Source organism: Silvibacterium bohemicum, assembly GCF_001006305.1.
GTDB classification, from domain to species: Bacteria; Acidobacteriota; Terriglobia; order Terriglobales; family Acidobacteriaceae; genus Silvibacterium; species Silvibacterium bohemicum.
The window spans coordinates 825,398-852,021 of record NZ_LBHJ01000004.1; the positions used below are offsets into that span (position 1 = coordinate 825,398).

Consider the following 26,624-nt stretch of genomic DNA (forward strand, 5'->3'; position numbering starts at 1 on the left):
TCGCGTCATTGTTTCGCGTACCGCTACAGGCTTTCTTTGGGATTGTGATGAGCAGGTAGGCGGCGGTTCGGAGCATCGGCAAGAAAGGCGGGGTTCGCCAGCCGCAACTTTTTCATCCGGAAATCCAATGCGGTACGCACGACGCCAAGCCCATAGACGACGCTCCGTTGAAAATTGATCGAGGAAGCCTCCGCAAAATACTTCGTCGGACAGGAAATCTCGCCGACCCGAAATCCGAAATAGAGCGCCTGCACCAGCATCTGGTTATCGAAAACGAAATCATCCGAACAGGCGAGCAGAGGCAAGCGCTCGAGGACTGCCCGGCTCCATGCCCGGTAGCCGGTATGGTACTCGGACATCTTCTGTCCCATGATGAGGTTCTGCGCTAGAGTAAGAACCCGATTGGAAATGTACTTGTAGAGCGGCATGCCGCCGCGCCGTGCACCGCCCCCTAAGATGCGGGATGCGAAGACGCAATCATATTCTCCATAAATGATCATGGACGCCATCGCCGCGACCAGCTTCGGAGTGTACTGATAGTCGGGGTGCAGCATTACGACAACATCTGCTCCCCGCGCCAGCGCTGCCGCATAGCAGGTTTTCTGGTTGCCGCCGTAGCCGCGATTCCGCTCATGCTGGATCGTTTCGATGCCGAGTTGCTGAGAAATCAGAAAGGTATCGTCAGAACTGGCGTCATCGGTCAGAATAATGTCGTCAACGATCTCGCGCGGTATCTCGTCGACCGTGCGTTGCAAGGTGCGAGAAGCATTGTAGGCGGGTAGAACAACCGCAATTCTCTTGTCATTCAGCATGCAGATTCGGTTATTCCATTATCGCCGGTGAGCGACCCTCTTTTGAAAATTCAATATTCTGACCGTCTCTCCTTCTGCGCGTACCAGGCCTTCACATATTTCCAATGAATATAGACGGAGTGGTTGAGGTGATAGATGAGCCCGGCCGTGCCGTCGAGAAATCCCAGGCGGAAAATGTAGTTCTTGAGAAAGGTGACTGCCGGATTGAGTACCGCAAGCGCCAGAAGCGACGCAAGCGACCGGGCCTTTCCTTTTTTCACCAGCGCATCGACGTTTTCTGAGCTGTAGTCGTTCATGTGGCTCAGATAGATTTCAAAGTTGGGGTATGCGTAATGGATGAGGTCGTGTTTCAGTGTGCCCTTGGGCCCATCGAACTGCGGCGTTCCATGCGGCCCGATGTTCGTATCCATATGTGCGCTGCCGCGCTTGAACAGGCGCAATTTGTGATCCGGGTAGAAGCCGCCGTGACGTATCCAGCGATCCATGAATAAATTGAGCCGCGGAATCCAGTACGCCTCATGTTGAGGATTTTGAATGGTCCGACGGATCTCTTCCGCCAGCTCCGGGCTGACCACCTCATCGGCATCCAGCAACAGAATCCAGTCGCTGGTGCATTTGCCGATGGCGATGGTCTTTTGCTGCGGATGGCCGCGAAAATCGCGGTTGAAAGAGTGGTTCGCGCCAAAGGACCTGGCGATCTCCGGAGTGCGGTCGATCGAGCCGGAGTCGACGATCACGATCTCGTCGGCCCAGCGAACTGCTTCCAGAGTGCGCGGCAGGTTCTTCTCTTCGTTGCGCGCGATCATTGCGACGGAAAGCGTAGGAGGCATCTTCGCTTTCAGTTATACCGCGTTCCGGTGTCTTCGATCACGCCAAGCGAAGTACGCTGACGATGAATGCGGACATCACAGCCAGCGCAGGGCACGGAGGAGAATGAGCAGCAGGACGGTGGAAAGCACCATCATGCCTCCGACGATCGCGCTCCCATAGTTGCTATCGAGAAAGGGCAGCCCTTTCAGGTTCATGCCGTAGATGCCGGAGATGACCAGCGCCGGCAGGGCGATCGTGCTTAGCACGGTCAGCACCTTCATCACCTGGTTGGTGCGATTGGCGACACTGGAAAGATAGACATCGAGGGTATTGTTGAGCAGATCGCGCAGCGTTTCTACACTGTCCGCCAGACGAAGCAGATGGTCATAAATGTCGCGAAAGAAGGGATAAAGCTCGCGGTCGATAAGCTCACTATCGCGCTGCAGACGCATGCCGATGTCACGCGTGTTCACGATGATGCGACGAAGGTCGATCAAAGCCCGTTTCAGGTCGAAGATGTGCTGCAAGGTCGAGGGAGATGGATTGTCCAAAACATTGTCTTCCACCACGTCGATTCGATCGTCCATGGTATCGACTGCTTTGAAGTAAGAATCGACCACGGTGTCGAAAATGAGGTAGAGCAGCCGGTCGGGGAGCGTATCGGAGCCCGCACGACGGGCACGCTCGAGCGCCTCGCGAATTGCCACGCATTGCTCATCCCCAATGGTGATGAAAAACTCCTTGCCGACGAACATGGTCAAGGGAGACTGATGCAGCTCCTCTTCGCCCTCCAGAAGCTGCAGCGGTCTTAGAACAATAAAGTGATAGTTATCTCCCTGCTCGATCTTGATGCGGGCATCGGCGTCCCTGCAATCCTGAACATGGAGCGGATGCAATTGGAAGCGCTCGGCGAGCTCGTCCAAACGTGTGTCGTCAGCGCTTTTCAGCTCATACCAGGCCAAGCAAACTTCCTTTCACGAAACTTTCGGATATCCAGGGAGTGGCCGTTCACATTCGCACCATGCGAAAGCGTCCCGCTGTAAATGATAGTTGATGACACCCTGCTGATTACGGAAAATGGCCGGCTTCGGAAGCATCCGCAACATAAGCGACAAGAATTCCCAGAAAAACCGCCCGTAGAGAATGCAGACGCATGCGGCTAACCTATCCGCTGGCGACGCATATCTCCGTCCTAGAGCGCTTCCTCAAAACAAAAACGGGCGGGGCGTCTGCCCTGCCCGTCTTGCGGCTGAGTTTCACGAAAGATCGCGAACTACAACACTCGTTGATACCGATTAAAACGACTGAAAGTTATCTTCCATCGGAAACTCATCTCTCTTGGAGAACCCGTTTTTGGCCGGTGCGCTCACCGTCATAGGAATTTGGGTCCTAAAGAGTGAGGTCGAAGAGTTTGACAACTTTGCGCCATTGAATCGAGACACCGGGGCGAACTGCTCTTTTCTGGAGGTCTGAGATGAGCTCATCCCCCGCGCAGCCGATCTCGCCTGGCGGGCTCCGGAGTCGACCATGGATTGCAACCTTGCCACAACGTCCTTGAGTGTTTCCGACTGGGCATTGAGCTCTTGGGCAGCGGCCGCACTCTCCTCCGCGTTCGCGGCTGTGGTCTGTGTGATCTGCTCCATCTGGGCCATGGCCTTCCCGATCTCCTCTATGCCTCGGGATTGTTCCTCGCTGCCCAGACTTACTTCGTCCACCATCTCTTTCACGCGGGATGCGTCCGCGGTGACGGCGCGGATAGCGCTCGCGACCAGATCGACCTTGTTCTTGCCCTCGTTGGACTTCGCAATCGAATCCTCGATCAGAGTGGCCGTATCTTTCGCGGCCTGTGCGCTTCGCTGGGCCAGGCTTCGAACTTCATCGGCAACGACAGCGAAACCCATGCCGGCCTCCCCAGCGCGCGCCGCCTCTACCGCTGCGTTCAAGGCGAGGATGTTGGTCTGAAATGCAATCTCGTCGATCACTTTGATGATCTTGGAGATTTTGCCGCTGGACTCCGTGATCTCTTTCATCGAAATCACCATATCGGCCAGATGCTGGTTAGCCAGCGTCACCTTGGTCTGCGACTGGGTCAGCAGTTCGGCAGTTGCACGTGAATTGTCCGTGTTTTTCCGAGCCATGGAGTTGATCTCTTCCGAGGAAGCAGATGTTTCTTCCAGGGATGCGGCCTGCTCTGATGCCCCTTGCGCCAGCGATTGGCTGGAAGAAGAAACCTGAGCAGCAGCACTCGCCACCTGCTCCGCTCCGTCGCGAAGCTCAGCGACGCTTTGGCTCAACGTGGTATTGATGCCGCGGACGATGTAGGTAATGACGCCGCCCAAGGCGAGCGAAAGGCAGATCATGGCGATACTGATGTAACGAGCGGGTGCAACAAGCTCGACAGCTTTCTCAGAAAAAGCAGCCGCGGTCTGCTCTTGCATCTCGACCAGCTTATCCCCGGCCGCGCTCACCCCGTCCAACGCGGGCATGATCTTCTCGGCCATCAGCGCGTTCGCGCCCGCCATATCTCCCTTGGCGACCATCTGGTAAAGAGCGGCGTTGTACTCGGACAGCTTATCCAGCTTATCGAGGATTTGACCCTCTCCAATCTCGTGCAATTGCTGCCTTCTCGCACTGCGCAGAAACTCTTCCGTGTCCTGCTTCAGGCTGTTCACGTCTTGCGCATATCGCTCGTTGAACTGCCTCGCGCTGTTGAAATCCTTGAGATACCCCTGCAGCAAAACGCCTCTCGAAGCGGCCACCATATCGGAGCTCAGGTGATTTACCTGGCCAGTCAAGTACAGCCCCCGGGTATAGTGATGGCCCATTTCGTCCACACCGAAACCAAGTTCCCCCACATTACGGATCGCGACGCCACCGATCACCAGGGCAATCATCACAAGTAGACCGAAGCTTATGAACAGCTTCTTACCTATTGTCATCGTTCCCATTGAAAGCTTCTCTCCACAGTTCTCATATCTTGGTATGCCGCTGGATGCGGTGGCTTTATTGCGGTACTCGCCGTGCGGCGCTAATCGCACGAAGTAGCATTCTTCTCATGCCTTCAGAAGTCCACTTACGACTTATTTTTCTCGCTCAACCTCGCGGCCTGAGCCTTACACCCACGCAAGACCGCACTCAGATCTGACGAAGCTAATATTCCGTCCCGACTTAGTTCGCCCCGAGAAAACCGCAAATAGCCATCTGCTCATTGCTGTCTCTCTATCGGCAAATCCAGCACTAACATCCACTGATTGACTTGATCGTCGATCAAACGACAGTGGAGTTATGGTCAATAACCCCGATCGGGCATAAAGTTATCCGCTATCTCATACATGACTGAGACGGCGCGCCGACTCGTTCAGAATTGCGGCTGCTATTGCGTCTAAGGGCAGCACCTGGTCTGCTGCGCCCATGCGGACGGCTTCGCGCGGCATGCCATAGACGACGCAGGTGGCCTCGTTTTGCGCGATGGTGCCGGCTCCGGCTTTCTTCATGCCGAGCAGCCCCTGGGCTCCATCGGAACCCATGCCCGTAAGCAGCACGCCGACGGCATTTTGCTTGGCTGCAACAGCAACCGACGCGAACATGACATCCACCGCCGGGCGCTGATAGCAAACTTTTGGACCATCCTGGAGCTGCACTCGATAAGTACGACCTACCTTACGCAGGACCATGTGAAAGTCCCCGGGGGCCAAGAGTGCGCGGCCTGGACCGAGCTCGTCGCCGTCTGCAGCCTCCTTCACCTCAAAGCTGCAGGCACGGTTGAGCCGCGCTGCAAAGGCCGTGGAAAATAGCTTGGGGATGTGTTGAGTAAGCACCATGCCGGGAATGTTCGCCGGAAGCCTCACCAGCACATCGTGAATCGCTTCTGTCCCGCCAGTCGATGCGCCAATGGCAATCACAGTTTCGGGGTGAAACGGCGATGAGTTCGACAGCACGGGCCGTGGAACGGCAATGGGCTGTCGCGGCTCCGATGTCGTGGACTTTGGAATTCGTGCCCGCGCAGCTGCGCGCAGCTTCGCCGGAAGGCTCTCTCGCAACTCACCGATGGAATAGGGTCCGCCCGGCTTGGCCAGCACGTCGACGGCTCCATGCGACAGAGCATCGAGCGAGATGCTGCAGGAAGATTGCGCCAGGGAGCTGATGATGATGACTGGCATGGGATGAAACTGCATGATCTTCTTGAGAAAAGTAAGACCGTCCATGCGCGGCATTTCGATATCGAGCGTGATCACGTCGGGGTTGAGAGAAAGTATCTTGTCACGTGCGACGTAGGGATCGGGCGCCGTGCCTACGACTTCCATGTCGCTTTCTTCAGCGATGGTTTCACTCAGGATCTTGCGCACGATGCTCGAGTCATCGACGATCAGTACCTTGATTTTGCGTTCACCAGGATTCAAGGTCATCTATGTTTCCAGCCAGATTTGGAGTTCGCCCTCTTCAAGCGTGAAGGTGCGGGCGATGCGATTGAGGGATGCGGGGGCCTTGCCATCGTCGAGACGTGGCGATGTGAGATCGAACGTGTGATGCGTTTCTACCGAGGCCAAAAGAGTGCCGCAGACCATGTTTGCAACCTCGCCGACGACCTCCTCTGCCTGTTCATCCGTTATCTCGGCCGGCTCTTCGCCCAGAAAATTGGAGGCGATGAGACGCGCCGTATTGAGGGATGTGCGCACACCAAAACAGCCCTGATAGGGTCCGCGAAAATCGAGCCGCCGGCCCACCCACGGTTCTGTCTCCGGGTGATGAATGTTCGCGGAACTATCCTCCGACGAAAGAAAGCACATCGACTCGAGGACTTCATTTACGGCGTCCTGAAGGAGAGGCTCAAACTGCGCTGGCTGCATGTTCCGTCCCTCCTAACACCTTGCGTATAGCCTCGCCGAGAGCTTCGGGCTGGAACGGCTTGGTTAGATATCCTCGAGCGCCGAGAGCGAGCATCCGCTGCAGACGTTCATCACTGCGATCTGTGGAGACGACCAGCACCGGTATAGAACGATAGGCAGCATTGCCGGCCATTTTCTCCACCAGTTCCTCGCCGTTCATCCCAGGCATATTAATGTCAGTGAACACCACATCGACAGGCGTGCTGTCGAGCAGCGCAATGGCCTCGATGCCATTGCCAGCTTCATGGCAGCAACTCAGGTCATAGCCGGATAGCGCGAGCACACGGCGAATGATCTTCCGCATGCTGGGCGAATCATCAACGATCATTACTTTTAATGACATTAGACAGCCCTGCTCCTTTCAGTGTGGGTCCGCTGAATCACACGTTCCTGCCGATCGGAAGAAACGATAATGCGGCCGCTGCCTACCTCCATGTGGGCGGTGCGCGGCAAGTTTCCTCCCACGTCCTCTGCGTGCAGCATCACACCCGCCTTCCACAGAATGCGACGCATCGCGAGATAGTTACGCCTCCCGATATTGAAGGCATCGCTGGCCTCGATTACCTGCGCGCCGCCGAGTGCAGTAACAATCAGCCGAGGCTTCGCGGCGCCAAGTCCATAAGCGCCGTGAAAGAGAAGAGGGATGCCGATATCCGCGTACATGAAAGGCCGGCTGTTGTGCTGGTCGCGTTGCAGTCCAGAATCGGGCAGCATGAAGTGCAGAAGCCCGGCAACCTGAGCGACGGGATCATGGATCGCAAGCGCGATACAAGAACCCAAAGCGTGCGTAACAAGAATCGCACTCGGATCGTTCGACACCGCGCAGTCGCTAATGCCAACGGTGATAAGGGTTCCGGTGTTCATCGCATCTTCCCTGAGTGAGTGGAATCCGACCTAACAGCCCCGCGCGCCGATCCGCTCTTGCGGTAGGTAGCGGGGCGAACATACAACAGCGGATGCTCGATGCCGTTCAGGCTCTCGGAGTGGCCAATGAACAGGTAGCCTCCCGGCGCGAGTCGAGAAGCAAGTTTGTTGACGACATTTTGCTGAGTGGCGCGATCGAAATAGATCATGACGTTGCGGCAAAAAATAACTTCGAAGGGCCCCATCGAGGAATAATCGCCAAGCAGATTGAACTGGGCAAAAGTCACCATCGCCCGCACTTCAGGCTTAACCAGGCATTGGTTGGCATAGTTCCCCACACCACGCAGCAGACAGCGCTTCAGGGTTGCGGCGGAAAGTTGTTGCTGCAGATGCGCGGAGGGATAGAGCCCACGCTGGGCCTGGCTCAAGACGCGCGTCGAGATATCCGTAGCAGTGATGGAGGCCCGAGTAAAGGCATCTTCACCTAATGCATCGACTAGAGAGAAGGCGATGGTATATGGCTCTTCGCCAGTTGAACAGGCCGCACTCCAGATTGCGATTTTCGAATTCGCCGGAAGCCCGGGCAATACTGTTTCCTTAAGAAACTTGAAGTGCGCCTCTTCGCGGAAAAAACTCGTATGGTTAGTGGTAAGCGCGTCGATCATCGAGGTGAAGAGCTGCCCTGAAGGGTTCCGCTTCACCTCGGTGCAGTAGGCTTCAAACGAAGGGAATCCAAGCTCACGGACATTCTTCGCCAGCCTCGTACCTACCAGAACCTCTTTACCTTGAAGATCGACACCGCAGAACTGATATACCATCTGCCGTATCTGATCGAAGTCGTGCGGTCGCATCGCATAAGGATCGGGACTCAACGGCGCCTCCCGCGATAGATGCCGTCAATGTCGAGGATGAGTCCCACATGCCCATCGCCGAGAACGGCGCAGCCAGAAAATCCGGGCGCATCTTTGAACACTTCTCCCAGACTCTTGATTACAACCTCCTGCTTCCCTCGCAACTCGTCGATGAGAAGGCAGAAGCGCTTGTTCTCCGATTCGAGAACTACCAACAGCCCCTCGGAAGGTTGAGTCGTCCTGGGCTCGATGCCGAGGCGCTCGTAGAGACGAACCACCGGCATAAGCTCTTCGCGGACCAGAACCATCTCGTCGCGCCCCTCCACAGTGAAGAGCGAGTCGGGACGCGGACGGAAAGTTTCGCGAACTCCGGAGAGAGGAATGATGTAACGATTGATGCCCACCTCAACCACCAGGCCGTCGATGATGGCGAGCGTCAGTGGAAGCTTGAGCTGAAAGGTAGTCCCTAAGCCTTTTGTAGACTGGGTTTCAATGCGGCCGCGAAGTTTCTCCACATTACGGCGGACAACATCCATGCCTACGCCACGGCCGGAAACATCCGTGATCTTTTCCGCAGTCGAGAAGCCGGGCTCGAAGATCAACTGATAAATCTCTGTGTCTGTCAATTGTGCGTTGGGCGAAATCAGCTGTCTTTCCTCCGCCTTGCGCCGGATCTTGGCGCTATCCAAACCGCGCCCATCGTCGGATATTTCGATGAGGATCTGTCCGCTCTGGTGATGCGCCGAAAGGCGGATGCGGGCCTCGGCGGACTTGCCGGCGGCGATGCGGTCGGCCTGCATTTCGATGCCATGATCGACCGAGTTGCGCACCATGTGCAGCAGAGGATCGGCAAGCTCTTCGGCGACCGTCTTATCGATTTCCGTATCCACACCGGAGGTCTCGAGGACCACCAGCTTTCCGGCCTTCCGGGAGAGATCGCGGATGACGCGTTCGACGCGCTGGAAAAGCTGCCCGACAGGAATCATGCGCATGCTCATGGTGGCCCGCTGCACTTCAGCGGTGACACGAGCAAGCTGCGAAAGATCGCCCAAAAGCCGGGAGTCGGCGGCTAAGGCCAGCACCGGATTGTGACGGATAAGCGATTGCGCGACTACGATCTCGCCGACAACGTCCATCAGGTGATCGAGCTTCGCCGTTTCGACGCGCACCGAATTTGTATCTGCGCCACGCCCCTGCTCCTTGGCTGGCGGCGCAGACCGCGGAGCACTGGCAGCCGCGGGAGCCGCTGCAGGCGGTGGCTCCACTGCAGCCACTTTGGCAGCTACAGGCGCTGAAGGTTCCGGCATCGCGATTGGTTCTGCTGCGATCGGTTCCGCCACCACTGTTTCTTCAGGCCGCTCTTCGGAGGGCTGCGATACTGTCTCAACAGAAGCCTGCTTCTTCGTTGCCTTGGGCTTCGCTGCTTTCTTCGGCGGAGGTGGCGCAGCTTCCGTTGCAGGAGGAGCGGCCAGGCTGCGAATCTTCGCGACCAGCGGATGATGATTGCCGATTGCTAGTGGATTGCCTGACTGCAGGCTCTGCTCGACGGAGGACAGCTCGGTCTGAAGAAAATCTCCGCTTTCCAAAACGACATCGATGACCGTCGACTCGATCACCAGCTTCTCGTTGCGCGCCAGATCGAGGATCGTTTCGACTTCGTGTGCGACCTCGCGGATGACCTGAAAATCCAGGAAGCCGGCTAGGCCCTTGATCGTGTGGAAGGCCCGAAACACCGCGTGGATCGCTTCCATGTCGGAAGGTGAGCGCTCCAGCGCCAACAATTGACCTTCGATTGTCGAGAGGTGCTCGCGAGCTTCTACAAGAAAATCCCCGACCAGCTCCTCATCTTCTCCAAAGGAAGACGGTGCACTGCTGCTCTTGCTCGTCTGCGCGCCGGCCGCGTCGATAGAGGCACGCAGCATCGCAATTCCGTCTTTCAGCAGATACGCTGTTCCGCTCTCGCGATCGGCGTCGAGCGCCGCCAGCAGCTTGTTGGCCGTCTCAGCGCAGGAAGAAGCGCCCTGCTCGGCTGCTTCTTGGGCGATCGATCGTAATTCGGGAGCGACATCGGCATCGCTGCCTTCGACCATCAGCCGGCTAGCGAGTTCATCGATGCAGGCCTTCCATTTATCCTGCGTGCTGCTCGCGATGAGAGTATTTGATTGCTGGGACATAACCGTCTCTTAGGTTTAGCCGTACATTTCTTCTATTGGTGGCCGCGCCTGAATCGGTCGGACGGATGCAGGGCAGTTATTACCAGGGATCGCTGTTAACGGCCGCTCGCAGTTTCAGCTTTTGCCGCACAATCGAGCTTCACTTAAAAGGACCGGAAGCTTTCTTCGAGCGGAAAACTCTCCTCTTTGGAGCTGACCTTGGACACCGGCTCGTCAAACGCTGACATCCTTTGCGGTTTGAAAGTCCTGGCCGGCTGCTGTGGCTTCACAGCCATCGGACGCGGCGCGATTGGAGTCTTCTTCCGCTGCGATGAAACTTGCAGTCCGCGATACGGGATCGGCCCGCCATTGCTATCCACCATGCTCTGCAAGCGCGCAACAATCTCCTTCAGCGTTTCCGATTGCGCATTCAGTTCTTCCGCGGCGGCCGCACTTTCTTCGGCATTCGCGGCAGTGGTTTGCGTGACCTGCTCCATTTGTGCAATCGCGCGACCGATCTGCTCGATGCCGCGAGATTGCTCCTCGCTCCCCAGGCTCACTTCATCGACCATCACTTTGATATTGGCGGATTCTTCCGTGATGGTGCGGATGGCAGCGGCTACCTGATCGACCTTGCCTTTGCCCTCGCTCGATTTCGCGATTGAATCTTCGATCAAGGTCGCCGTATCTTTGGCAGCCTGCGCGCTTCGCTGAGCCAGACTCCGCACCTCGTCCGCCACCACTGCAAAGCCCATGCCCGCTTCACCGGCCCGGGCGGCTTCTACCGCAGCGTTGAGAGCGAGGATGTTGGTCTGGAATGCGATTTCATCGATAACTTTGATGATTTTGGATATCTTCCCGCTCGACGTGTTGATCTCGTCCATCGAGACGACCATCTCATCGAGATAGCGATTGGCCATGTTGACCTTTTCGATGGATTGACTCAACAGCTGCGCCGTCCTGCGTGAATTATCGGTATTCTTACGCGCCATGGAGTTGATCTCCTCAGAGGACGCAGACGTCTCTTCGAGAGAAGCTGCCTGCTCCGAAGATCCCTGCGCGAGAGACTGACTCGATGACGAAACTTGCGAAGCGGCGCTGGCAACCTGTTCGGAACCATCGCGAAGCTCGGCTACGCTGTCACCCAAGGTCTTGGCGATTCCGCGCACAACGTACACTCCGACCACGCCAATACCGAGCGAAAGCAAGATCATGACGAGGCTGAAAGTGCGTGCCGGCCCGACAGCGGACACCGCATCGGCCGAATAGTCGGATCCCAGCTTGCCCTCTAATTCGGCTAGCTTGTCGCCCGATTTCCGAATCTCAAGACCGATTGGGACAAGTTTGTTCGCGAATACAGCACTTGCCGCCTGGAGATCTCCCTTAAGCACGAGATCGTACATTTCGTCGTTCAGTTCGGAGAAGGTTGCCAGCTTGTCCAGGATCTCGTGCTGCTCGATATCTAACGTTTCAGGATCCTTGGTAATCGATTTGAGTTCATCGGTTTCCTGCCGAAGCTGAGCGAGCCCGGCAACGTATTGATCGTGGAGACTGCGCGCTGAATCCGAATCTTTCATGTAGCCACGGATCAGGATGGCGCGCGAGAAGCCGATCAAGTCTGCTGTGAGAGTATCGGTGCGCCCGGTCAAATAAGCAGCACGCACCCAATGCCCACCCAGCTGTTGAACCGAGTTTCCCAGATTGCCAATGTTATAGATCGCGAGGCCACCCGCAGCCAAGGTGAGAAGTGCCATCATCCCGAAGGTTGAATATAGTTTTTTGCCGATCGTCATATTCTTCATTACCCTGTCTATCCTTAGGGGGCTCGACTGTTCCCTTGTTATGCCTCTGCCATTCCGAAGCTCTGAAGTTCTTCGCTGCTTAGAACGCGATCCATATCCAGCAGAATCTTGACCTTTCCCTTGTTCTTCGCCATACCGCGAATGTGCGACGAAGCAGTTTCCCGCCCAAAGTCGGGGCGATCTTCGATGTCATCCTGGCTCAGGAGAAGCACTTCAACGACCCCGTCCACGATGATTCCCACCGATTGCTCTCCATCGTCCGTCTGCACACGCAGCACAACGATGCAGGTGCGATCCGTGTAGTCCTGGTCGGGCATACCGAACTTTCGACGCAGATTCATCACCGGAACAATGCGGCCGCGAAGATTGATCACGCCCTGCACGAAATGAGGCGACTGCGGCACTGCGGTCACTTCCTGCATCTTCATGATTTCTCGCACCTGCATCACGCTCGTGCCGAACTCCTCGTTGCCCAATTCAAAGATCAAGTATTTGCCGGCCTGGGCTACGTGGCCTCGACGCTCCATCATTTCAACTGCCATAGGTGTCCGTCCTCGCTTGAGCGACCTCGATCCCATCCGCGGCGAAAGCGCGTGCGTGCTGAGATGTCTGGTGGTGTATGCAACTAATCGGCAGTTGCAGGCCGCCATTCTAGAGTCAGACAGGAAATCGGCCTTTCCCCGCTCTTTAAAACGCGCTTTGAGCAGCACACCGTCCGGCCGGGTGAAGACTGGAAATTTCTTGCCAACTCGCCGATAGAGGCAACACCGCGCGACGCCCTCGCGACGTGTACGAACGAGGGCCTATTTGAAGGGTGAAGGAAGGAATGGCTGATGGATATCCTCTTGGTGGACGACAGCAAAACAATGCGACTGCTGGTGCAGCGCGCTCTACGTCAAGCAGGTTATCGAGACCTGTCGATTGGGGAAGCTGAAAACGGCGTTCAAGCGCTGGAGAAACTTGCCGGCGAGAAGCCGAAGCTCATTCTTTCGGATTGGAATATGCCGGAAATGTCGGGCATCGATTTCCTAAGGAAAGTACGCTCGGAAAAGAACAATGTGCCGTTCGGATTCATTACCTCCGAAGCCTCGGTTGAAATCAAGGATACGGCGATAGGCTCCGGCGCCAGCTTTGTGATCACCAAGCCGTTCACCGCGGAAGATGTGCAGGATGCGCTGACTCCCATCCTCGGAGCGAGGTAAAAATTCAATGGCCGACGTAACGCCAGTCGCGATGTCGCGGCTGCTCACCTCCTTAGTTGGACGCGAAGTTCGCTTCGCTCCGGTATCCGTTCCCGACAGCAAGACCCGGCAGCTCTATGTCACTTATCACGTGCTGCCCGATAATGAGCCTCTCGTAGTTAAGACTGACCTTCCCCTCCTGGGCGCCCTTGGTGGCGCATTGGTCGGGCTGCCATTCGATACAGCCATGGCGCGAGCTGAAGAAAATCCCATGGGAGAAGTGATTCGCGATGCGATCCACGAAGTGCTGAACATCGCCTCCAGGGCTCTGTCGCAAGAACAACGCGTCATCCTCAAGAGCATGGCGCAGGATCCGGTCTATTGCGATGCCGACGTTGTTCGCATCTTGAAAAATCCGGGCATCAAAACGCAGTTCAAAGTATCGGTTGGAAATGAAGTGAGCGGATTATTTTCGATAATGACCAAGTAGTCGATTCAAAAACCCGGCGAAAAGAACGGGAGGTCATTGAGGACTCGAGATGACAGACGAAATCAATGCAACGCTCTCTTCTGCCATGCTTCACAAGATAACGGCCGACGTGTTTCAAAGCGTCGTCGGTATCGAAGTCGAGCAGGGAGTGCCTGAAAACTCAGCCATGGCGCTCGATTTAAGCGCCATGGTTCGCTTTGAAGACGGCGGCCAGGGCGCAGTGATCATGGAGCTCAGCTCTACACTCGCGCAGAAGTTGAGCTCCATCATGCTCTGTCTCGATGATTCGGAGACCGACGATACGCTGGTACAGGACGCCATCGGGGAGATCGTCAACATCATTGCCGGGCACTACAAGGCGGCTCGCGGAAGCAGCTTGCGCTTGTCGATGCCAAAGGTCATCTTTGCGCCGGCGACGCGTGAGCAATGTCCTCCGGAGTACAGGAGCGCCCTGCTATGCGCCGAAGAGACGTTTTTCGTCGGTGCCTGGATCGAGTAATTCGCCTTATCGCTCGCAGATCCATCCATTAGCAAATATCACTGCAAAATACAGAGAGCGCGGCCATCAGCCACGCTCTCTTCTTTAGCAATTCAATCATCATTCTTGGTGGAGATATTCGCTGCTTCGCGCCGACCATCGTGACTCATAGGTTAGGCGCGGGCTGGGACTTAGGGCCTTCCATACTTGTATAGCCCTGGCCATTTGAAGACGATGCGAACCGATTGCCGCATCGCCGTTAGAGAACGTACTCGTCTTCGCCTTCGCTTTTGAGAACGATCTTTCCTTCGGACTCCAGCTTGCGGGCGACGGCGATGATCTCGGTCTGGGCTTTGGCCACGTCTTTGCTTCGAACCGGACCCATGACCTCGGAGTCTTCCTTCATCATTTCCACCGCGCGCGACGACATCGTGCGATAGAAATGATTCCGCAGGTCTTCGCTCGCGCCCTTCAGAGCGATCATCAAAGCCTTCTTGTCGATCAGGTTCATGATCTCGCGCAGTTCCGGCTCTGGAACCTCGAGGAAATCATCGAAGGTAAACATGAGGTCGCGAATGCCGACGGCCAGCTTCGGCTCCTCTCGCTCGATAGTCTCCAGGATCTCGCGCGCGGTCAGCGTGTCGAGCCGGTTCATCAGCTCGGCCACGTTCCTGAATCCGAAATCGGCGCGCCTACTCTGGTCACCCACCGAACGCAAGCGGCGATTCAACACGCTGGAGACCTTGCCCACAATCTCCGGAGAGAATTGACCCAGGTTCGCGAGACGCCTCACGCATTCTGCGCGCGCTTCAGGCTCCAATCTCATCAACAGTGCCGAAGCCTGCTTAGCATCGAGATGCCCGAGGATCAGGGCCTTGGTCTGCGAGTGCTCGCCCACCAAAAATCTTGCCAGCTGCTGTGGATCTGCTTTCTTCAGCGAGTCCATCTTGAGCGAACTCATCTCGTCCGCTCGCGTCAATCGCTGCATCATGCTGAGAGCGCTGCTCTCTCCGAAGGCCTTCACCAATAACCGGCTGGCGACGTCGTGTCCGCCCAGAGCAATGAAATCCTGAGCAGTCATCATCTGATGGAACTCCTCAAGGACTTCGAGCGTTACCTCGAACGGCACATGGCCGAGGTTGGCAACCTCGCCGGTGATTCGCTGCAGGTCTTCGTCAGGAAGATTGCGCAGAATCGTAGCCGCCGACTCTTCTTCGAGTAGCGACAGCAGAATCGCGGCCTTACGCGTGCCGCTCAGGGCTGGATGATCGAGAGAGCTCACGATGGGTCCTTTCGGGAACGCGCCAGGACGACATCCGCGGCGCCGACATGCTTCTGCTGACTGAATCCAACTACGCTCTTCGCCGGTCGCGGCAATCTCCGTCGGATCTCTTCCATCGACTGTGATTCCATGGCCGTCTCGGAGCTCTTAATGCGCACGCGAATCGGCTTCCCTTCCGTGAGAAGGCCATCGAGCGCTGCTATGAAAAAGGTCGGATTTTCAACGATTGAAGACATGTTCATCCCTGGGGAAAAGCACATGCAGATGCCCGCATATGCCCTGTTGCGATCCGAAGAATTTGCCGCCAAGGAGGTCGGATCGTTGGCTCTCTATCGGCAGAAAAGAGGCGGGCTTCTAGAGGATCTCGCCTCCCGGTTAATCTCTGCCAGCGCATTCCTCGACTTAGTAACGACTTAGGCTCTGCGGAGTTTTGTCATTGGAATTCGATACGAAGGAAGCTGTCTTCTTCAATTCTTTCTGCCGATATATGCCGGGATACCTGGCGGCTTGGTTGCATTGGCTCGAGAAGCGGGTAGACATCGTAAATGGAGTGATAAATGCCACCGAAGGTAATTGGTTGTCAATGTCGTTTTGTTGCAATTGTCCTCGTCCTGCTCTTGGCATTGAATGCGCCAAGCAGCGCACTCGCGCAGGATCAGGGAAGCAGTACTGACGATAAGAAGGCGCTCCTGGACCGCATCGATCGCTTGGAGCGAGCCTTAGCCGCAGTGCAAGCACAGTTAAATGCGATGCAAGGCAAGCCCTCCGCCTCAGTAGTAGCGGCAGCTCCCTCCGTTCCAGCAGCTGCACCGGCAGTAAACCAGCCTGCGGCAGCTCCCCAGGAGCCGGCTACAGCTCAGGTAGCGCCTCCGCGTGTTGCGCCCGACACGAATCCCGGATCGACAACACCTTCCAGCGCCGGAGTGTATCCCACAGCTGTTGCCAATCAGACCATCGGAGAAAACCAGCCCACAACAGCAGAGCAGGCTCAGCATCGGTGGTTTGAGCGCAAGCCGGGCAGAGACTTGAGCTTCTACACACACGGTGGAGAAATCACCGCTTACGGCAACCTCGACGTCTCGTTCGATGTGGTGACCAAGGGCATCGGCGGACTGCGAGATTCCAATGGTCTGGGTCCCGTCGGCAACATGGGTTGGTTAGAAGATCTTTCAACCAACTTGTCTTTTGTCGGCGTACGTGGCACGCAGGCTACCGGCATCAACAACCTGAACTTCATCTATCAACTGGAAACCCAGATAGAGATCTCAGCCGCGCCCGGCATTCAGCAAAGTAATAGCGAAGAGCAGAATACGGTCCAGGGCACCCTGTTCACCCGCAACAGTTATATCGGCTTAGGCGATAAGAGATGGGGCGCCTTCCTGTTCGGCAAATCAGACGCACCCTACAAACAGTCCACCGCACGCCTGAATCCCTTCGTCGGCATGGAAGGCGACAACGCTGTGATTATGGGCAACACGGGTGGTGACAATCGCGTTGAGTTCGGCACGCGGTTGGATCACTCCCTCTGGTACTCCTCGCCGAATCTCCACGGCTACGAGTTCAACATTCTCTTTTCGCCGGGGCAAAATCGCTCCAACGATAGCGACAATCTTGCCGCGGGCGAACCCGATTGCACCGGCGGCGATAATCCTGGAGATGGCGCCGATCTACCCGATGCTTGCAACGACGGCAGCTGGAGCGACGCCGTCAGCGCCAGTGTGTCGTACACCAAAGAGCCTCTTTACATTACCGCAGCATACGAACGTCACATGAAGGTCAACCGGCAAAGCGATCTCACCGCGTTGTACGCCACACCCGTGCCGGCCGACTATACCGGACCTGTCAATTACAACTCTTACAATGTGCCGATTTCCTACTACAACGCAGATGTAGCTGACGAAGACGCAGGTAAAGTAGGCATACAGTATGGGTTCTTTAACAAGAAGACCGTGGTCAGCGCGGAAGTCGAAACACTGCACCGGTACGTGCCGTACTATCTGGAATTTCAGAATGAGCGGCAGCGCCTGGGCAGCTGGCTCGCGTTCACGCAAGCTCTCAGCTCCGCCGACAGTTTGTCCATCGGCTGGGCCGCTGCCTACCGGACGCCGGGCGATCCCGGGCAACACAACTCTTCCTTCGTTCAGGCGCCGCTTGGTTTCGCAGGCGATCTGTACGGAGGCCGCGGCGTAAACAACAAGTCCGACATGTATACGGCGGTCTACCGGCACCGGATTGGCGATGGCCTCACGGCTTATACCAACTGGGCCGCAACCTTCAACGATCAGTTCGCGCACTATGACTTAGGAGCCGGCGGTCACGGCGTCAAGACGGATGGCCATGACGCTTTCGACGCGGTGGGCAACGAGTTCTCCGACCCGCACTTGTGGGCCGGCGGTCGCCTGAAGGGGGTTTCCGTAGGCATGGAGAAGCGCTTCTAAACAATTCTCCAACCGCGCTACGAATCTCCACTTGAACTTCAACAACAAACCAAGGGCCTGTGTCCTCATAAAAAGGGGCACAGGCCCTTTACCATTGCACCACGAGAAGATCCGCCTGCTCGACCTTGCAAGCCATTCTCAGCTGCTCATCAAATATTTCAGGGAACCCAAACCTGGAATCAGGTTTCGAGGATTTTGGAGCACCGGGCGGGAATTGAACCCGCGAATACTGGTTTTGCAGACCAGCGCGTTAGCCACTTCGCCACCGGTGCCCATGGTCAATCTGTCTTGCTTCTTTGTCCTGGCGAGCGGAGAACTTAGGCTTTCCCACGTCTGAGAACTCAGACGTGGGATCCGAATCACTTTCCACTCTGATGCTTCCGAAGGATAACTTACTTCGGCTGCGTCGTGGTACGCAGATAAGGCTTCACCGTCTTGTAGCCGGGGAAGATCTTGTCCGCTTCTTCGTTGGAGACGGCTCCGGTGATGATTACGTCGTCGCCCTGCTTCCAGTTCGCCGGGGTGGCTACCTTGTGCTTGCTGGTGAGTTGAATGGAGTCGAGTACGCGGATGATCTCGTCGAAGTTGCGGCCGGTCGTCATGGGATAGGCCAAGGTCAGCTTGATGCGCTTGTCGGGGCCGATGACGAAGACGGTGCGCACGGGCGCATTGTTGGCCGGCGTACGGCCCTCAGAGGTCTCTCCTGCGTCGGCAGCCAGCATGTCATAAAGCTTGGCAATCTTAAGCTCGGGATCGCCGATCAGGGGATAATTCACTGCATATCCGCCTACGTCCTGGATGTCGGTAGCCCACTTCTCATGGTTGGTGACCGGGTCAACGCTGAGACCGATGACCTTCGCGCCGCGCTCGGCAAACTGTTTTTCAAGACCAGCGACTGCTCCCAGCTCTGTGGTGCAGACCGGCGTAAAGTCCTTGGGATGGGAAAAGAGGACAGCCCAGTTGTCGCCGATCCACTCGTGAAAGTGGATGGTGCCATGGGTAGTTTCAGCAGTGAAGTCCGGTGCGATATCGTTGATGCGCAGTGACATGTCTCTCTCGCCTTTTCGGTGAATCCGAATCGTTCTGGATTAAAAAGCCTTGGTAAAAGTAAAAACCCGCCAGAGCATGTTTTATGCCGGCGGGCGTATGAGCTTAAGGATTTACTTTTGCTCTAGAGGCACCCCGGCATAGTGCGGCAACGACAGCAGCAGCACAGACACGCGCGGGTTAGAGCAAATCGGGTCATAGTGGTAATTCGGCGAAGCAGCGGATGCTAAAGCCCTTCTAATATCCGAGAATAGAACCTGAAAGGAGTGGTGTCAATTTCAGCCGTATGCGTGAATTTGAATATCAACTCTGCGACGTATTCACCGCCAGGAGACTTGAGGGCAATCAACTCGCCGTTTTCCTCGATGCCGGCAATCTCTCAGATGCCGAGATGCAGGCCCTGGCGCGCGAGACAAACCTTTCCGAGACAACGTTCCTCTGCCGCCGCGACGCAGCGACAGAAAGCGAGCGCGGGGTGCGGGTGCGCATCTTCACAACCGAGGAGGAGCTTCCCTTCGCTGGACATCCCACGTTGGGCACGGCTGCCACCATTCGCTCGCTCTTTCCGGAGTTTCAGGGAGCGGGGAAGATTGTCCTCGACCTGAAGGCTGGCCAGGTGCCGGTGGTTTTCCATCCCGAAAAGAGCACCGTTACTGCCGCGTTCGGCCGGATGACGCAGCCCCAGCCGGTCTTCGGCAGATTGCATGACGCGGCCGAGATCGCTCCTTTGCTCGGGCTTCGCAAGGAGGATCTGGAGCCAGACCGCACTCCACAGACAGTGTCAACGGGTCTTCCCTTCTGCGTTGTAGTGCTTCGATCGGTCGAGGCATTAACCCGCATGCGATTGCAGGGAGCGGCCAGTGAAGAATATTTTCAGCGCGCAGAGAACAGCGACGCGCAGGGGCCGCACGCGAAATTCTTTTACGCCCTTGCTGCAGAGGCTCCCGGACGATGGCGTGCGCGGATGCAGTTCTATAACGGCGAAGATCCGGCTACGGGATCGGCGGCGGGATGCGCAATTTCTTATCTGGTGCAGCATGGAGTCGTGCCTGCCGGCGAGGAAGTGCACCTGCAACAGGGCATCGAGATTCATCGCGCCAGCGATATTTACGCAACCGCGAATTTGCTCGACGGGAAAGTTGGCGAAGTTCACGTAGGCGGCAGCACTGTTCTAGTTGCAAAGGGACGCTTTTTCCTTGAGTGATTCACATGGTTTCAACAAGCCGGATGCGTGGAAACGCCAGTGTTCATCACAGGAAGCCCATTTGCGGTGGAATGTGCACACGAAAGTCATCCCCTTCTTCGCCTGATATTCCCTATTTACACGCCGTACCGCCCTTCGTACTCTTGGCAAGCGTTCCAGAAAAACGGAACACAACTTTCGCCGACTGACCTACAACTTGACCTAGAGCGGGAGCGTGCAACGTGTGCGCCGACCGCTGCCTGCCATGTTCCGGGAAGCACACCGAGAAGCGCGCAAGCAGCGGTCAGGCGCAGGCAAACACGCGGCATCTCTCTGCTCTCCGCATCCTGATCCCTACGGATATGCGGCCCCGTGCTTTCGCGCGGCACCATGATTCTCATGATGCCGCAACGAGCGTGGCAGGGAGCCTCATTTTTCCAAAAGGGGTCAGGGTGCGGCCACCGAAACCCTCTGCGGGGGCACTTACTCGAAGTGTGCCTGCACATTGATAGCCTTGCGTGCAATGCGAGGCAGCCAAGGAAAAGAATGAGACCTAAAAAAACAATCCTTTGCGTCGATGACAATGAACAAGCCCTTGCCGTCCGTAAATTTCTGCTCGAAACCCGCGGTTACCGCGTACTCACCGCCAACTCTGCCCACGACGGCCTGGATATCTTCCGCAATGGCGGAATCGATTTGGTCGTAAGCGATCTGCTGATGCCGCAGATGGACGGCAATGAAATGGTCCGCCGCATGAAGGACATCTCACCCGAAGTACCCATGATGCTGGTCAGCGGTACGGTCAAAGCCTTTGAGCGCGCCAACCGCGCGGACGCCTTCCTGCCCAAAGGCGCCTGCTCGCCGGTCGAAATGCTGGAGCGCATCCGCGTCATGATCGCCCGCAAACGCGGCCCCAAGAAAGCCGTGGTGGTGCGGCCGGGGATGCTGCCCGTTCCCAGCCATGGCCAGGACGCCATCTTCGCCGGCTCCATTCAGCCTGCGCTTGCTTCCTAAACAGCCGCCACCCTCAGGGCTGCGCCGCATTTACAATAGGCCAGTGCAGCCCATCATTCGCGCCGAACATCTTGGCAAGACCTACCGCTCGGGAAAGATCGAGGTTCCGGCACTCCAGGACGCCACGTTTACCGTGGATCCCGGCGAATTTGTAAGCATCGTCGGTCCTTCGGGCAGCGGCAAATCCACATTGTTTTATTTACTCGGCGGGCTGACGCGCGCCACATCCGGCAAGATGATCATCGATGGCGTCGACTTCGCCACGCTCAATGACGGTGAGCGCACCGAAATGCGGAAGTCTAAGATCGGCTTCATCTTCCAGAAGTTCAACCTGCTGCCCACGCTGACGGCACGGCAGAATATCGAGATCGCCTATGGCATCTCGGGACGCTCCGAGCCTTTGGATAAAGGCCATCTGGCGCATCTGACAGACATGCTGGGCATCACCGACCGGCTCGATCACCGTCCGTCGGAGCTCTCCGGCGGTCAGCAGCAGCGGGTTGCGATTGCGCGGGCGCTGGTTACGCGGCCAGCCATCATTCTGGCCGATGAGCCCACCGGCAACCTGGACACGGCCAGCTCCGATGCCGTGCTCGAGATGTTGCAGCGCAGCAATCGCGAATTCAAGCAGACGGTGTTGATGATCACGCACAATCCGGAAGCGGCATCCATCGCGGATCGGATCCTGCGCATGCGCGACGGAAAGATTACGGGAATCGAGGCGGGATTGGGCCGCGTGGTTCACGCGACGATCTAATCGGTTATCTGCAATAAGTTATTGGGGAGGCCGCGTTGACCTTACGCGCGCCACACCGATATACTTAAAAAGAACCAAGCGGGAGTAGCTCAGTGGTAGAGCATCGCCTTGCCAAGGCGAGGGTCGCGGGTTCAAGTCCCGTCTCCCGCTCCAATCAGCACGGACCCGGTCGTCATTCCAAGGGCGAACACCGAAGCTGTCATTTTCACGCCTCCCGACGTAGGATTACCAGTTGGCTTTCGCTGTCCAGGGGCGCGGTACCCAAGCGGTAAGGGAGAGGTCTGCAAAACCTTTATGCGTCGGTTCGATTCCGACCCGCGCCTCCAATTCTTCTACGGTGAATCCACAGAACAACTGGTTGATGAAACCGCGCCAGCTATCATTGATCGTCTCTGCTGATCGAAAACGCTGCGAATAGAATGAACAGAAATCGATAGCGAAATTTCATGTCCGCCCCCAGTAGAAACCTCCTTCTCGGTCCCCTTCTTAAAAGTGTTTCGCGCTCTTTCTATCTCACCCTAAGGGTGCTGCCCGTCGGAATGCGTGGTCCGGTTGGTCTGGCGTACCTCCTGGCCCGGGCTGCGGACACCATCGCCGACACATCGCTGATCACCCCAGAGAAGCGAATGGACCTGCTGCTGTCCCTCCGCAGCCAGGTGAATGGTCTCCCCGATGAAGACGCGCTGCAACGCATGAAGCTGGAAGTGGCCAGCCAGCAAAAGGATTTGGACGAAAAGCTTCTGCTCGAGTCTCTTGGTCCCGCGTTTGAGGTTTTATCCCAATTGAGCGAGCCAGACCGGGAGGCGGTGCGCGACATTGTCACCACGATCACCGAGGGGATGGAGTTCGATCTGCGCACATTTCCCTCCGAATCCTCCGGGCAGATGGCCGCACTTCAGGAATTCGCCGAGCTTGATCGATACACTTACCTGGTTGCGGGATGCGTCGGAGAGTTCTGGACGAAGATGACCTACGCGTATGCCCCAGGGAGTTTCAGTGACCCGCAAGAACTGGTGCTGGAGCGCGGCGTCCGGTTCGGGAAAGCATTGCAGATGACGAACGTTCTGCGGGACTGCCCAAAGGATCTGCGCATCGGCCGCTGCTATCTGCCGGCCACGATGCTCGCTCGATTCGACCTGAGCCCGCAAGACCTCTTGCTGCCTGAAACATCGTTGCGTTCGCGGCCGGTACTGTTCGAGCTTATCGGCAAGGCCCTCGATCACTATCGCGAAGGCATCGACTACACGCTCTCACTGCCCGCCTTCTCTATCCGGCTTCGCCTGGCCTGCCTGTGGCCGATCTTGATCGGGCTGGAGACGCTGTTGCTCCTCGCGTCCAACGATCGCTGGCTCGATCCGGCGCACCCCTCGAAGATACGGCGCGGCGATGTGTACCGCATCCTGGCATTGTCCCTGCCCATCGTGACTTCCAACACGCTGCTGCGGAGATGGGCTGTGGGGCTGGTCGCAAAAATTGAAGCAGGCATGAAAGCCTGATCAAGCGGGTCTTTGGCTACTTCGTTGTCACACCCGCTGCTTGAACCATTTCGACCAACACTTTCCGCGTCTCCTGAGCGTTTGAGACTTCGCGAATGTAGTTGATGCGAACCCCCTTCATCCCCTCGGCGGTTTTCAGTTTCAGGAAAAATCCAAGACGATCGACCGCGGTCATCGCAGCCTCGCTCGCTTCATGGCCGGCATGCGTTCGGGCGAGAAGAATCATGGCCGGAACATGGTCTGCGTTCATGTGGGCCAGGATGCCTGGCGCCGCCTCGGCAAGCGGATCCGGCTTCGCCAGCTTGTAGTCATCGGCTGAGACCCAGCCCATCACCCCGAAACCGCCGACATAGTAGATATCCAATGGCTGAAGGCGATAGAAACTGAAATCGTCGAAATCAACCCACGAGCGGCTGTTCTCATACCTGGCTAAATACTGCTCACGCACGGAAAAAACTTCAGCCTCTGGGACCGGCTCAACGTCGCCGACCAGAGTGGCGCGGGCAGCGCCAAGCGGATCGCCGTCGGCAGCCTGTCCGATAAACAAACTGGCTCGCGGCTCGCTCTTCAAATTCTGGGTGTGCATTGCCATGGAGCTGATCAGGAAGAGCGGACGCCCTTCAAGATCGAGTGCGAATGGCATCAGCGAACCAAACGGATAGCCGGGCCGTTTCCGCGACATTGTCGATAGCGTTGCGATCGACGTCAGCGCGATCAGCGTTCGAACACGCTCCGCATAGGTCGGCTCCGGAAGCTGGGGCAGATCGGGTCCTGTATACGCGTGGCGGCGAGAAGCGGCGGTAGTCTCAGTAGAGGTCATAGAAGGGTCATCTCTCCTCCCCATCCTACCGCGCATCGCAGCCGGCGCAGATTTTCACCGGCTGCTGTACTTTCGTCGATTGGATTTAGTAACTCCGCGCGACTCTTCAGGCAGCGATATCAGGCGGTCACGATTTCCGAGAAATCGGCGATCGACGAGAATGCCCTTTGAACCCGCAAGATGAGGGCCAAACGAGCATTTCGAATCGCTTCGTCCTCAACCATGACCATGACTTTGTCAAAGAATTGATCGACATCGGGGCGTAGAGTTGCAATAAGTTCTAACGCCTCGCGATATTTATGGGTCCGCTGCAAAATATGGAAGTCCTTACCAACCTGTCCTGCTCTGGTCCGCAAATTAATCTCGGCTAGGTCTGTCAGACTTGAGTCGTCGTAGTTAGGTTCTGACTGCAGCAGGTTTTTCTCCTGCGCCTGCCGAAGAATGTTCTTCATCCGCTTGAATGCCGCGGCAATCGCGATAAAATCATCCGCTCCCCGCACCGCGCTCAGCGCCTCGGCGCGAGCGATAGCATCGCGAATATCGTTGTGTCCCGCAGCGAGCACCGCGTTGACTACGTCGTAAGCAAAGCCGCGGACATCGCGCAGATAAAACTCCACGCGTTCGCGGAAGAAGGCCGGGATTTTTTCCGCCGTTGCCGGGCCGCGAGGCGCAGCCTCCGTCAGATCCCACAACGTGAGCGGCAGACCGGACTCCGCAAGGATCTTCACGATTCCGTTTGCAGCCCGGCGCAAGCCGAACGGGTCTTTCGATCCGGTCGGTTCGAGGCCGATACCAAACATCGCGCTAATGGTCTGGAAGCGATCAGCGATTCCGAGAAGCTGGCCTTCGGCCGTAGGAGGAATCGGGTCTTCGATGCCGGCCGGCGAGTATTGCCAATAGATGGCTTGGGCGACGCTCTCGCCGAGACCCTGCGCTCGCGCATAGAGGCCGCCTACGATGCCTTGCAGCTCGGTAAACTCCTTCACCAGCTCGGCGGTCAGGTCGGCCTTGGCGAGCTTTGTTGCTTCGAGCAGCGCTCCTGTGTCGATCCTCGCGCCCTTCTCGCTCAGGATCCCGGCCAGCTTTTCGGCAATGCGAAGAGTTGCTGCGGTCTTGTCGTGATAGCTTCCCAAATCTTTCTGGAAGGTCACCGACTTGAGCATTTCGACGCGGGCAGTCAGCGGAATTTTCTGGTCCACATCCCAGAAGAATCGCGCATCGTTGAATCTCGCTCGCAGCACGCGCTCGTTGCCATGGCGGATAATCTCATCGCCGTGTTCTTCGGGCTGCGTGTTGAGCACGGTCAGGAAGTAGGGCGCGAGCTTGTGGCTTGCATCTTCAACCGCAAAGTATTTCTGGTGGTCCCGCATGACCATGACCAGAACTTCTTCGGGCAGGGTGAGGTATTCAGGCTCGAAGCTGCCGAGGATGACCGCAGGCCATTCGGTGAGGTGAGTCACCGTATCGACCAGAGGATGATCTTCCCGCCAGCGTGCGCCGGCAACCGACCGCACCGCTGCATCGAGCGCCTTGCGGATACGATGGCGGCGCAGTTCGACATCGGCGGTGACGTGCGCAGCTTCCAGCTGTCCGAGATAGTCGGCGGCGTGCTCGATGGTGACAGACTCGCTGCCGTGGAGAATACGGTGCCCATAGGTGATGTTGGCAGCGCGAACGCCGGCGAATTCCACCGGCACGATGGCGTGATCGAGCAGCGCAACCAGCCACTTGACCGGCCGCACAAAGCGCTCCGGCTTGCCCGGCCGCCAATACATATTCTTGGGCCAATAGAGGGCCGCAAGCTCCTTGGGCAGCTGCTCGGCAAGAATCTCTGTCGCGCTGCGCCCCTTGCGCTGGGCGGTCGCGGAGACATATTCGCCCTTGGGCGTTGTGATCTTCTGTAGCGCACTGAGCTCGACCCCAGCCTTTTTGGCAAAAGCCTGCGCCGCGGGCGTAGGCTCGCCATTCTTGAAGGCGATGTTCCACGACGGTCCGGTGAGCAATTCTTCGGTGTCGGATTGGGCAATAGCTACCGACTTCACCAGCACCGCCAGCCGGCGGGGCGTGGAATAGCTGTGCACTTCGCTGCCTGCTTCCAAAAGCCGCTCGCGGGTCAGCACATCTTGGACGCGGCGGGCAAGTTCCATCTGCGCCGGCGCGATCATGCGCGCGGGGATTTCTTCAAGTCCGATTTCAAAGAGAAAGTCTGGCATGTTTTTAGTTTCAGCTTCTAGCTATTAGCCTCTAGCTGCTAGCTCGT

24 protein-coding genes, 3 tRNA genes and 1 pseudogene are annotated in these 26,624 nt (G+C 57.0%); 11 read left to right on the forward strand and 17 right to left on the reverse strand.

Translation table 11 applies throughout. The annotated features are described in order from the left end of the window. Positions 1–23: 23 nt before the first annotated feature. The 12 genes and pseudogenes from XX99_RS14175 to XX99_RS14230 form a co-directional block, all read right to left on the reverse strand. Positions 24–812 carry a glycosyltransferase family 2 protein gene (locus tag XX99_RS14175; protein WP_050060005.1) on the reverse strand — a complete coding sequence of 263 codons (789 nt, stop codon included), beginning with the start codon at positions 810–812 and terminating at the stop codon, positions 24–26. Between the two features lie 50 nt (positions 813–862). Next, complete coding sequence (locus XX99_RS14180; RefSeq protein ID WP_050060006.1) at positions 863–1,642, reverse strand: glycosyltransferase family 2 protein; 780 nt, start codon at positions 1,640–1,642, stop codon at positions 863–865. Positions 1,643–1,717: 75 nt separating this feature from the next. Beyond that, positions 1,718–2,584: a magnesium/cobalt transporter CorA gene (gene corA / locus XX99_RS14185; protein ID WP_050060007.1), complete on the reverse strand. Its 867-nt coding sequence runs from the start codon at positions 2,582–2,584 to the stop codon at positions 1,718–1,720. Between the two features lie 333 nt (positions 2,585–2,917). Then, on the reverse strand, positions 2,918–4,570 hold the full coding sequence (locus XX99_RS14190; RefSeq protein ID WP_050060008.1) for a methyl-accepting chemotaxis protein: 1,653 nt from the start codon (positions 4,568–4,570) through the stop codon (positions 2,918–2,920). A gap of 378 nt (positions 4,571–4,948) precedes the next feature. Next, entirely contained in the window at positions 4,949–6,028 is a 1,080-nt protein-coding gene (locus tag XX99_RS14195; protein WP_050060009.1) for a protein-glutamate methylesterase/protein-glutamine glutaminase, read from the reverse strand. Then, complete coding sequence (locus XX99_RS14200) at positions 6,029–6,469, reverse strand: chemotaxis protein CheX (protein WP_050060010.1); 441 nt, start codon at positions 6,467–6,469, stop codon at positions 6,029–6,031. Further along, complete coding sequence (locus XX99_RS14205) at positions 6,450–6,851, reverse strand: response regulator (RefSeq protein WP_050060011.1); 402 nt, start codon at positions 6,849–6,851, stop codon at positions 6,450–6,452. The genes XX99_RS14200 and XX99_RS14205 overlap by 20 nt, the downstream gene beginning before the upstream one ends. Further along, the gene (locus XX99_RS14210; protein WP_050060012.1) at positions 6,851–7,372 is read right to left on the reverse strand and encodes a chemotaxis protein CheD; all 522 of its coding nucleotides are present in this window, start codon (positions 7,370–7,372) and stop codon (positions 6,851–6,853) included. The genes XX99_RS14205 and XX99_RS14210 overlap by 1 nt, the downstream gene beginning before the upstream one ends. Beyond that, complete coding sequence (locus XX99_RS14215; protein ID WP_050060013.1) at positions 7,369–8,244, reverse strand: CheR family methyltransferase; 876 nt, start codon at positions 8,242–8,244, stop codon at positions 7,369–7,371. The genes XX99_RS14210 and XX99_RS14215 overlap by 4 nt, the downstream gene beginning before the upstream one ends. Then, positions 8,241–10,397, reverse strand: a complete 2,157-nt coding sequence (locus XX99_RS14220; RefSeq protein WP_231581350.1) for a chemotaxis protein CheA — start codon at positions 10,395–10,397, stop codon at positions 8,241–8,243. The genes XX99_RS14215 and XX99_RS14220 overlap by 4 nt, the downstream gene beginning before the upstream one ends. A gap of 521 nt (positions 10,398–10,918) precedes the next feature. Then, positions 10,919–12,160: pseudogene (locus XX99_RS14225) on the reverse strand (methyl-accepting chemotaxis protein); the annotation flags it as partial. A gap of 56 nt (positions 12,161–12,216) precedes the next feature. Further along, a complete protein-coding gene (locus XX99_RS14230; RefSeq protein ID WP_050060015.1) occupies positions 12,217–12,720 on the reverse strand; it encodes a chemotaxis protein CheW in 504 nt (167 codons plus the stop codon). A gap of 306 nt (positions 12,721–13,026) precedes the next feature. Here XX99_RS14230 and XX99_RS14235 point away from each other — a divergent pair, with 306 nt between their 5' ends. Genes XX99_RS14235 through XX99_RS14245 form a run of 3 tightly spaced genes read left to right on the forward strand, consistent with a single transcriptional unit; the run spans position 13,027 to position 14,348 of the window. Beyond that, on the forward strand, positions 13,027–13,380 hold the full coding sequence (locus tag XX99_RS14235) for a response regulator (protein WP_197081888.1): 354 nt from the start codon (positions 13,027–13,029) through the stop codon (positions 13,378–13,380). Positions 13,381–13,387: 7 nt separating this feature from the next. Next, positions 13,388–13,849, forward strand: a complete 462-nt coding sequence (locus tag XX99_RS14240; protein WP_050060017.1) for a hypothetical protein — start codon at positions 13,388–13,390, stop codon at positions 13,847–13,849. 49 nt (positions 13,850–13,898) lie between these two features. Beyond that, positions 13,899–14,348: a chemotaxis protein CheX gene (locus XX99_RS14245; protein WP_050060018.1), complete on the forward strand. Its 450-nt coding sequence runs from the start codon at positions 13,899–13,901 to the stop codon at positions 14,346–14,348. Between the two features lie 238 nt (positions 14,349–14,586). Here the strand turns inward: XX99_RS14245 and fliG are convergent, their stop codons facing one another. Then, entirely contained in the window at positions 14,587–15,609 is a 1,023-nt protein-coding gene (gene fliG, locus XX99_RS14250; RefSeq protein WP_231581351.1) for a flagellar motor switch protein FliG, read from the reverse strand. A 201-nt stretch (positions 15,610–15,810) separates the two neighbouring features. Here fliG and XX99_RS14260 point away from each other — a divergent pair, with 201 nt between their 5' ends. After that, on the forward strand, positions 15,811–16,026 hold the full coding sequence (locus XX99_RS14260) for a hypothetical protein (protein ID WP_156185983.1): 216 nt from the start codon (positions 15,811–15,813) through the stop codon (positions 16,024–16,026). A gap of 140 nt (positions 16,027–16,166) precedes the next feature. Beyond that, the gene (locus tag XX99_RS14265; RefSeq protein WP_156185984.1) at positions 16,167–18,047 is read left to right on the forward strand and encodes a porin; all 1,881 of its coding nucleotides are present in this window, start codon (positions 16,167–16,169) and stop codon (positions 18,045–18,047) included. Positions 18,048–18,243: 196 nt separating this feature from the next. On the opposite strand, the gene XX99_RS14270 is transcribed toward XX99_RS14265, so the two are convergent. Together XX99_RS14270 and XX99_RS14275 are read right to left on the reverse strand one after the other, a co-directional pair. Beyond that, positions 18,244–18,319: transfer RNA gene (locus XX99_RS14270), tRNA-Cys, on the reverse strand. Positions 18,320–18,439: 120 nt separating this feature from the next. Beyond that, a complete protein-coding gene (locus XX99_RS14275; protein ID WP_050060023.1) occupies positions 18,440–19,096 on the reverse strand; it encodes a peroxiredoxin in 657 nt (218 codons plus the stop codon). A 284-nt stretch (positions 19,097–19,380) separates the two neighbouring features. Here XX99_RS14275 and XX99_RS14280 point away from each other — a divergent pair, with 284 nt between their 5' ends. The 6 genes from XX99_RS14280 to XX99_RS14305 all read left to right on the forward strand — a co-directional run bounded on the left by XX99_RS14280 (position 19,381) and on the right by XX99_RS14305 (position 23,544). After that, entirely contained in the window at positions 19,381–20,298 is a 918-nt protein-coding gene (locus XX99_RS14280) for a PhzF family phenazine biosynthesis protein (protein ID WP_050060024.1), read from the forward strand. Between the two features lie 525 nt (positions 20,299–20,823). Beyond that, positions 20,824–21,291: a response regulator gene (locus tag XX99_RS14285; protein WP_050060025.1), complete on the forward strand. Its 468-nt coding sequence runs from the start codon at positions 20,824–20,826 to the stop codon at positions 21,289–21,291. Positions 21,292–21,334: 43 nt separating this feature from the next. Then, positions 21,335–22,048 carry an ABC transporter ATP-binding protein gene (locus XX99_RS14290; protein ID WP_050060026.1) on the forward strand — a complete coding sequence of 238 codons (714 nt, stop codon included), beginning with the start codon at positions 21,335–21,337 and terminating at the stop codon, positions 22,046–22,048. 78 nt (positions 22,049–22,126) lie between these two features. Further along, a tRNA-Gly gene (locus tag XX99_RS14295) sits at positions 22,127–22,201 on the forward strand. A gap of 98 nt (positions 22,202–22,299) precedes the next feature. Beyond that, positions 22,300–22,374, forward strand: a tRNA-Cys gene (locus XX99_RS14300). Between the two features lie 120 nt (positions 22,375–22,494). Next, on the forward strand, positions 22,495–23,544 hold the full coding sequence (locus tag XX99_RS14305; protein ID WP_050060027.1) for a phytoene/squalene synthase family protein: 1,050 nt from the start codon (positions 22,495–22,497) through the stop codon (positions 23,542–23,544). Between the two features lie 16 nt (positions 23,545–23,560). Here XX99_RS14305 and XX99_RS14310 read toward each other — a convergent pair whose 3' ends face one another. Beyond that, the gene (locus tag XX99_RS14310; protein WP_050060028.1) at positions 23,561–24,364 is read right to left on the reverse strand and encodes a HugZ family pyridoxamine 5'-phosphate oxidase; all 804 of its coding nucleotides are present in this window, start codon (positions 24,362–24,364) and stop codon (positions 23,561–23,563) included. 119 nt (positions 24,365–24,483) lie between these two features. After that, on the reverse strand, positions 24,484–26,577 hold the full coding sequence (gene glyS / locus XX99_RS14315) for a glycine--tRNA ligase subunit beta (protein WP_050060029.1): 2,094 nt from the start codon (positions 26,575–26,577) through the stop codon (positions 24,484–24,486). Between the last annotated feature and the right edge of the window lie 47 nt (positions 26,578–26,624).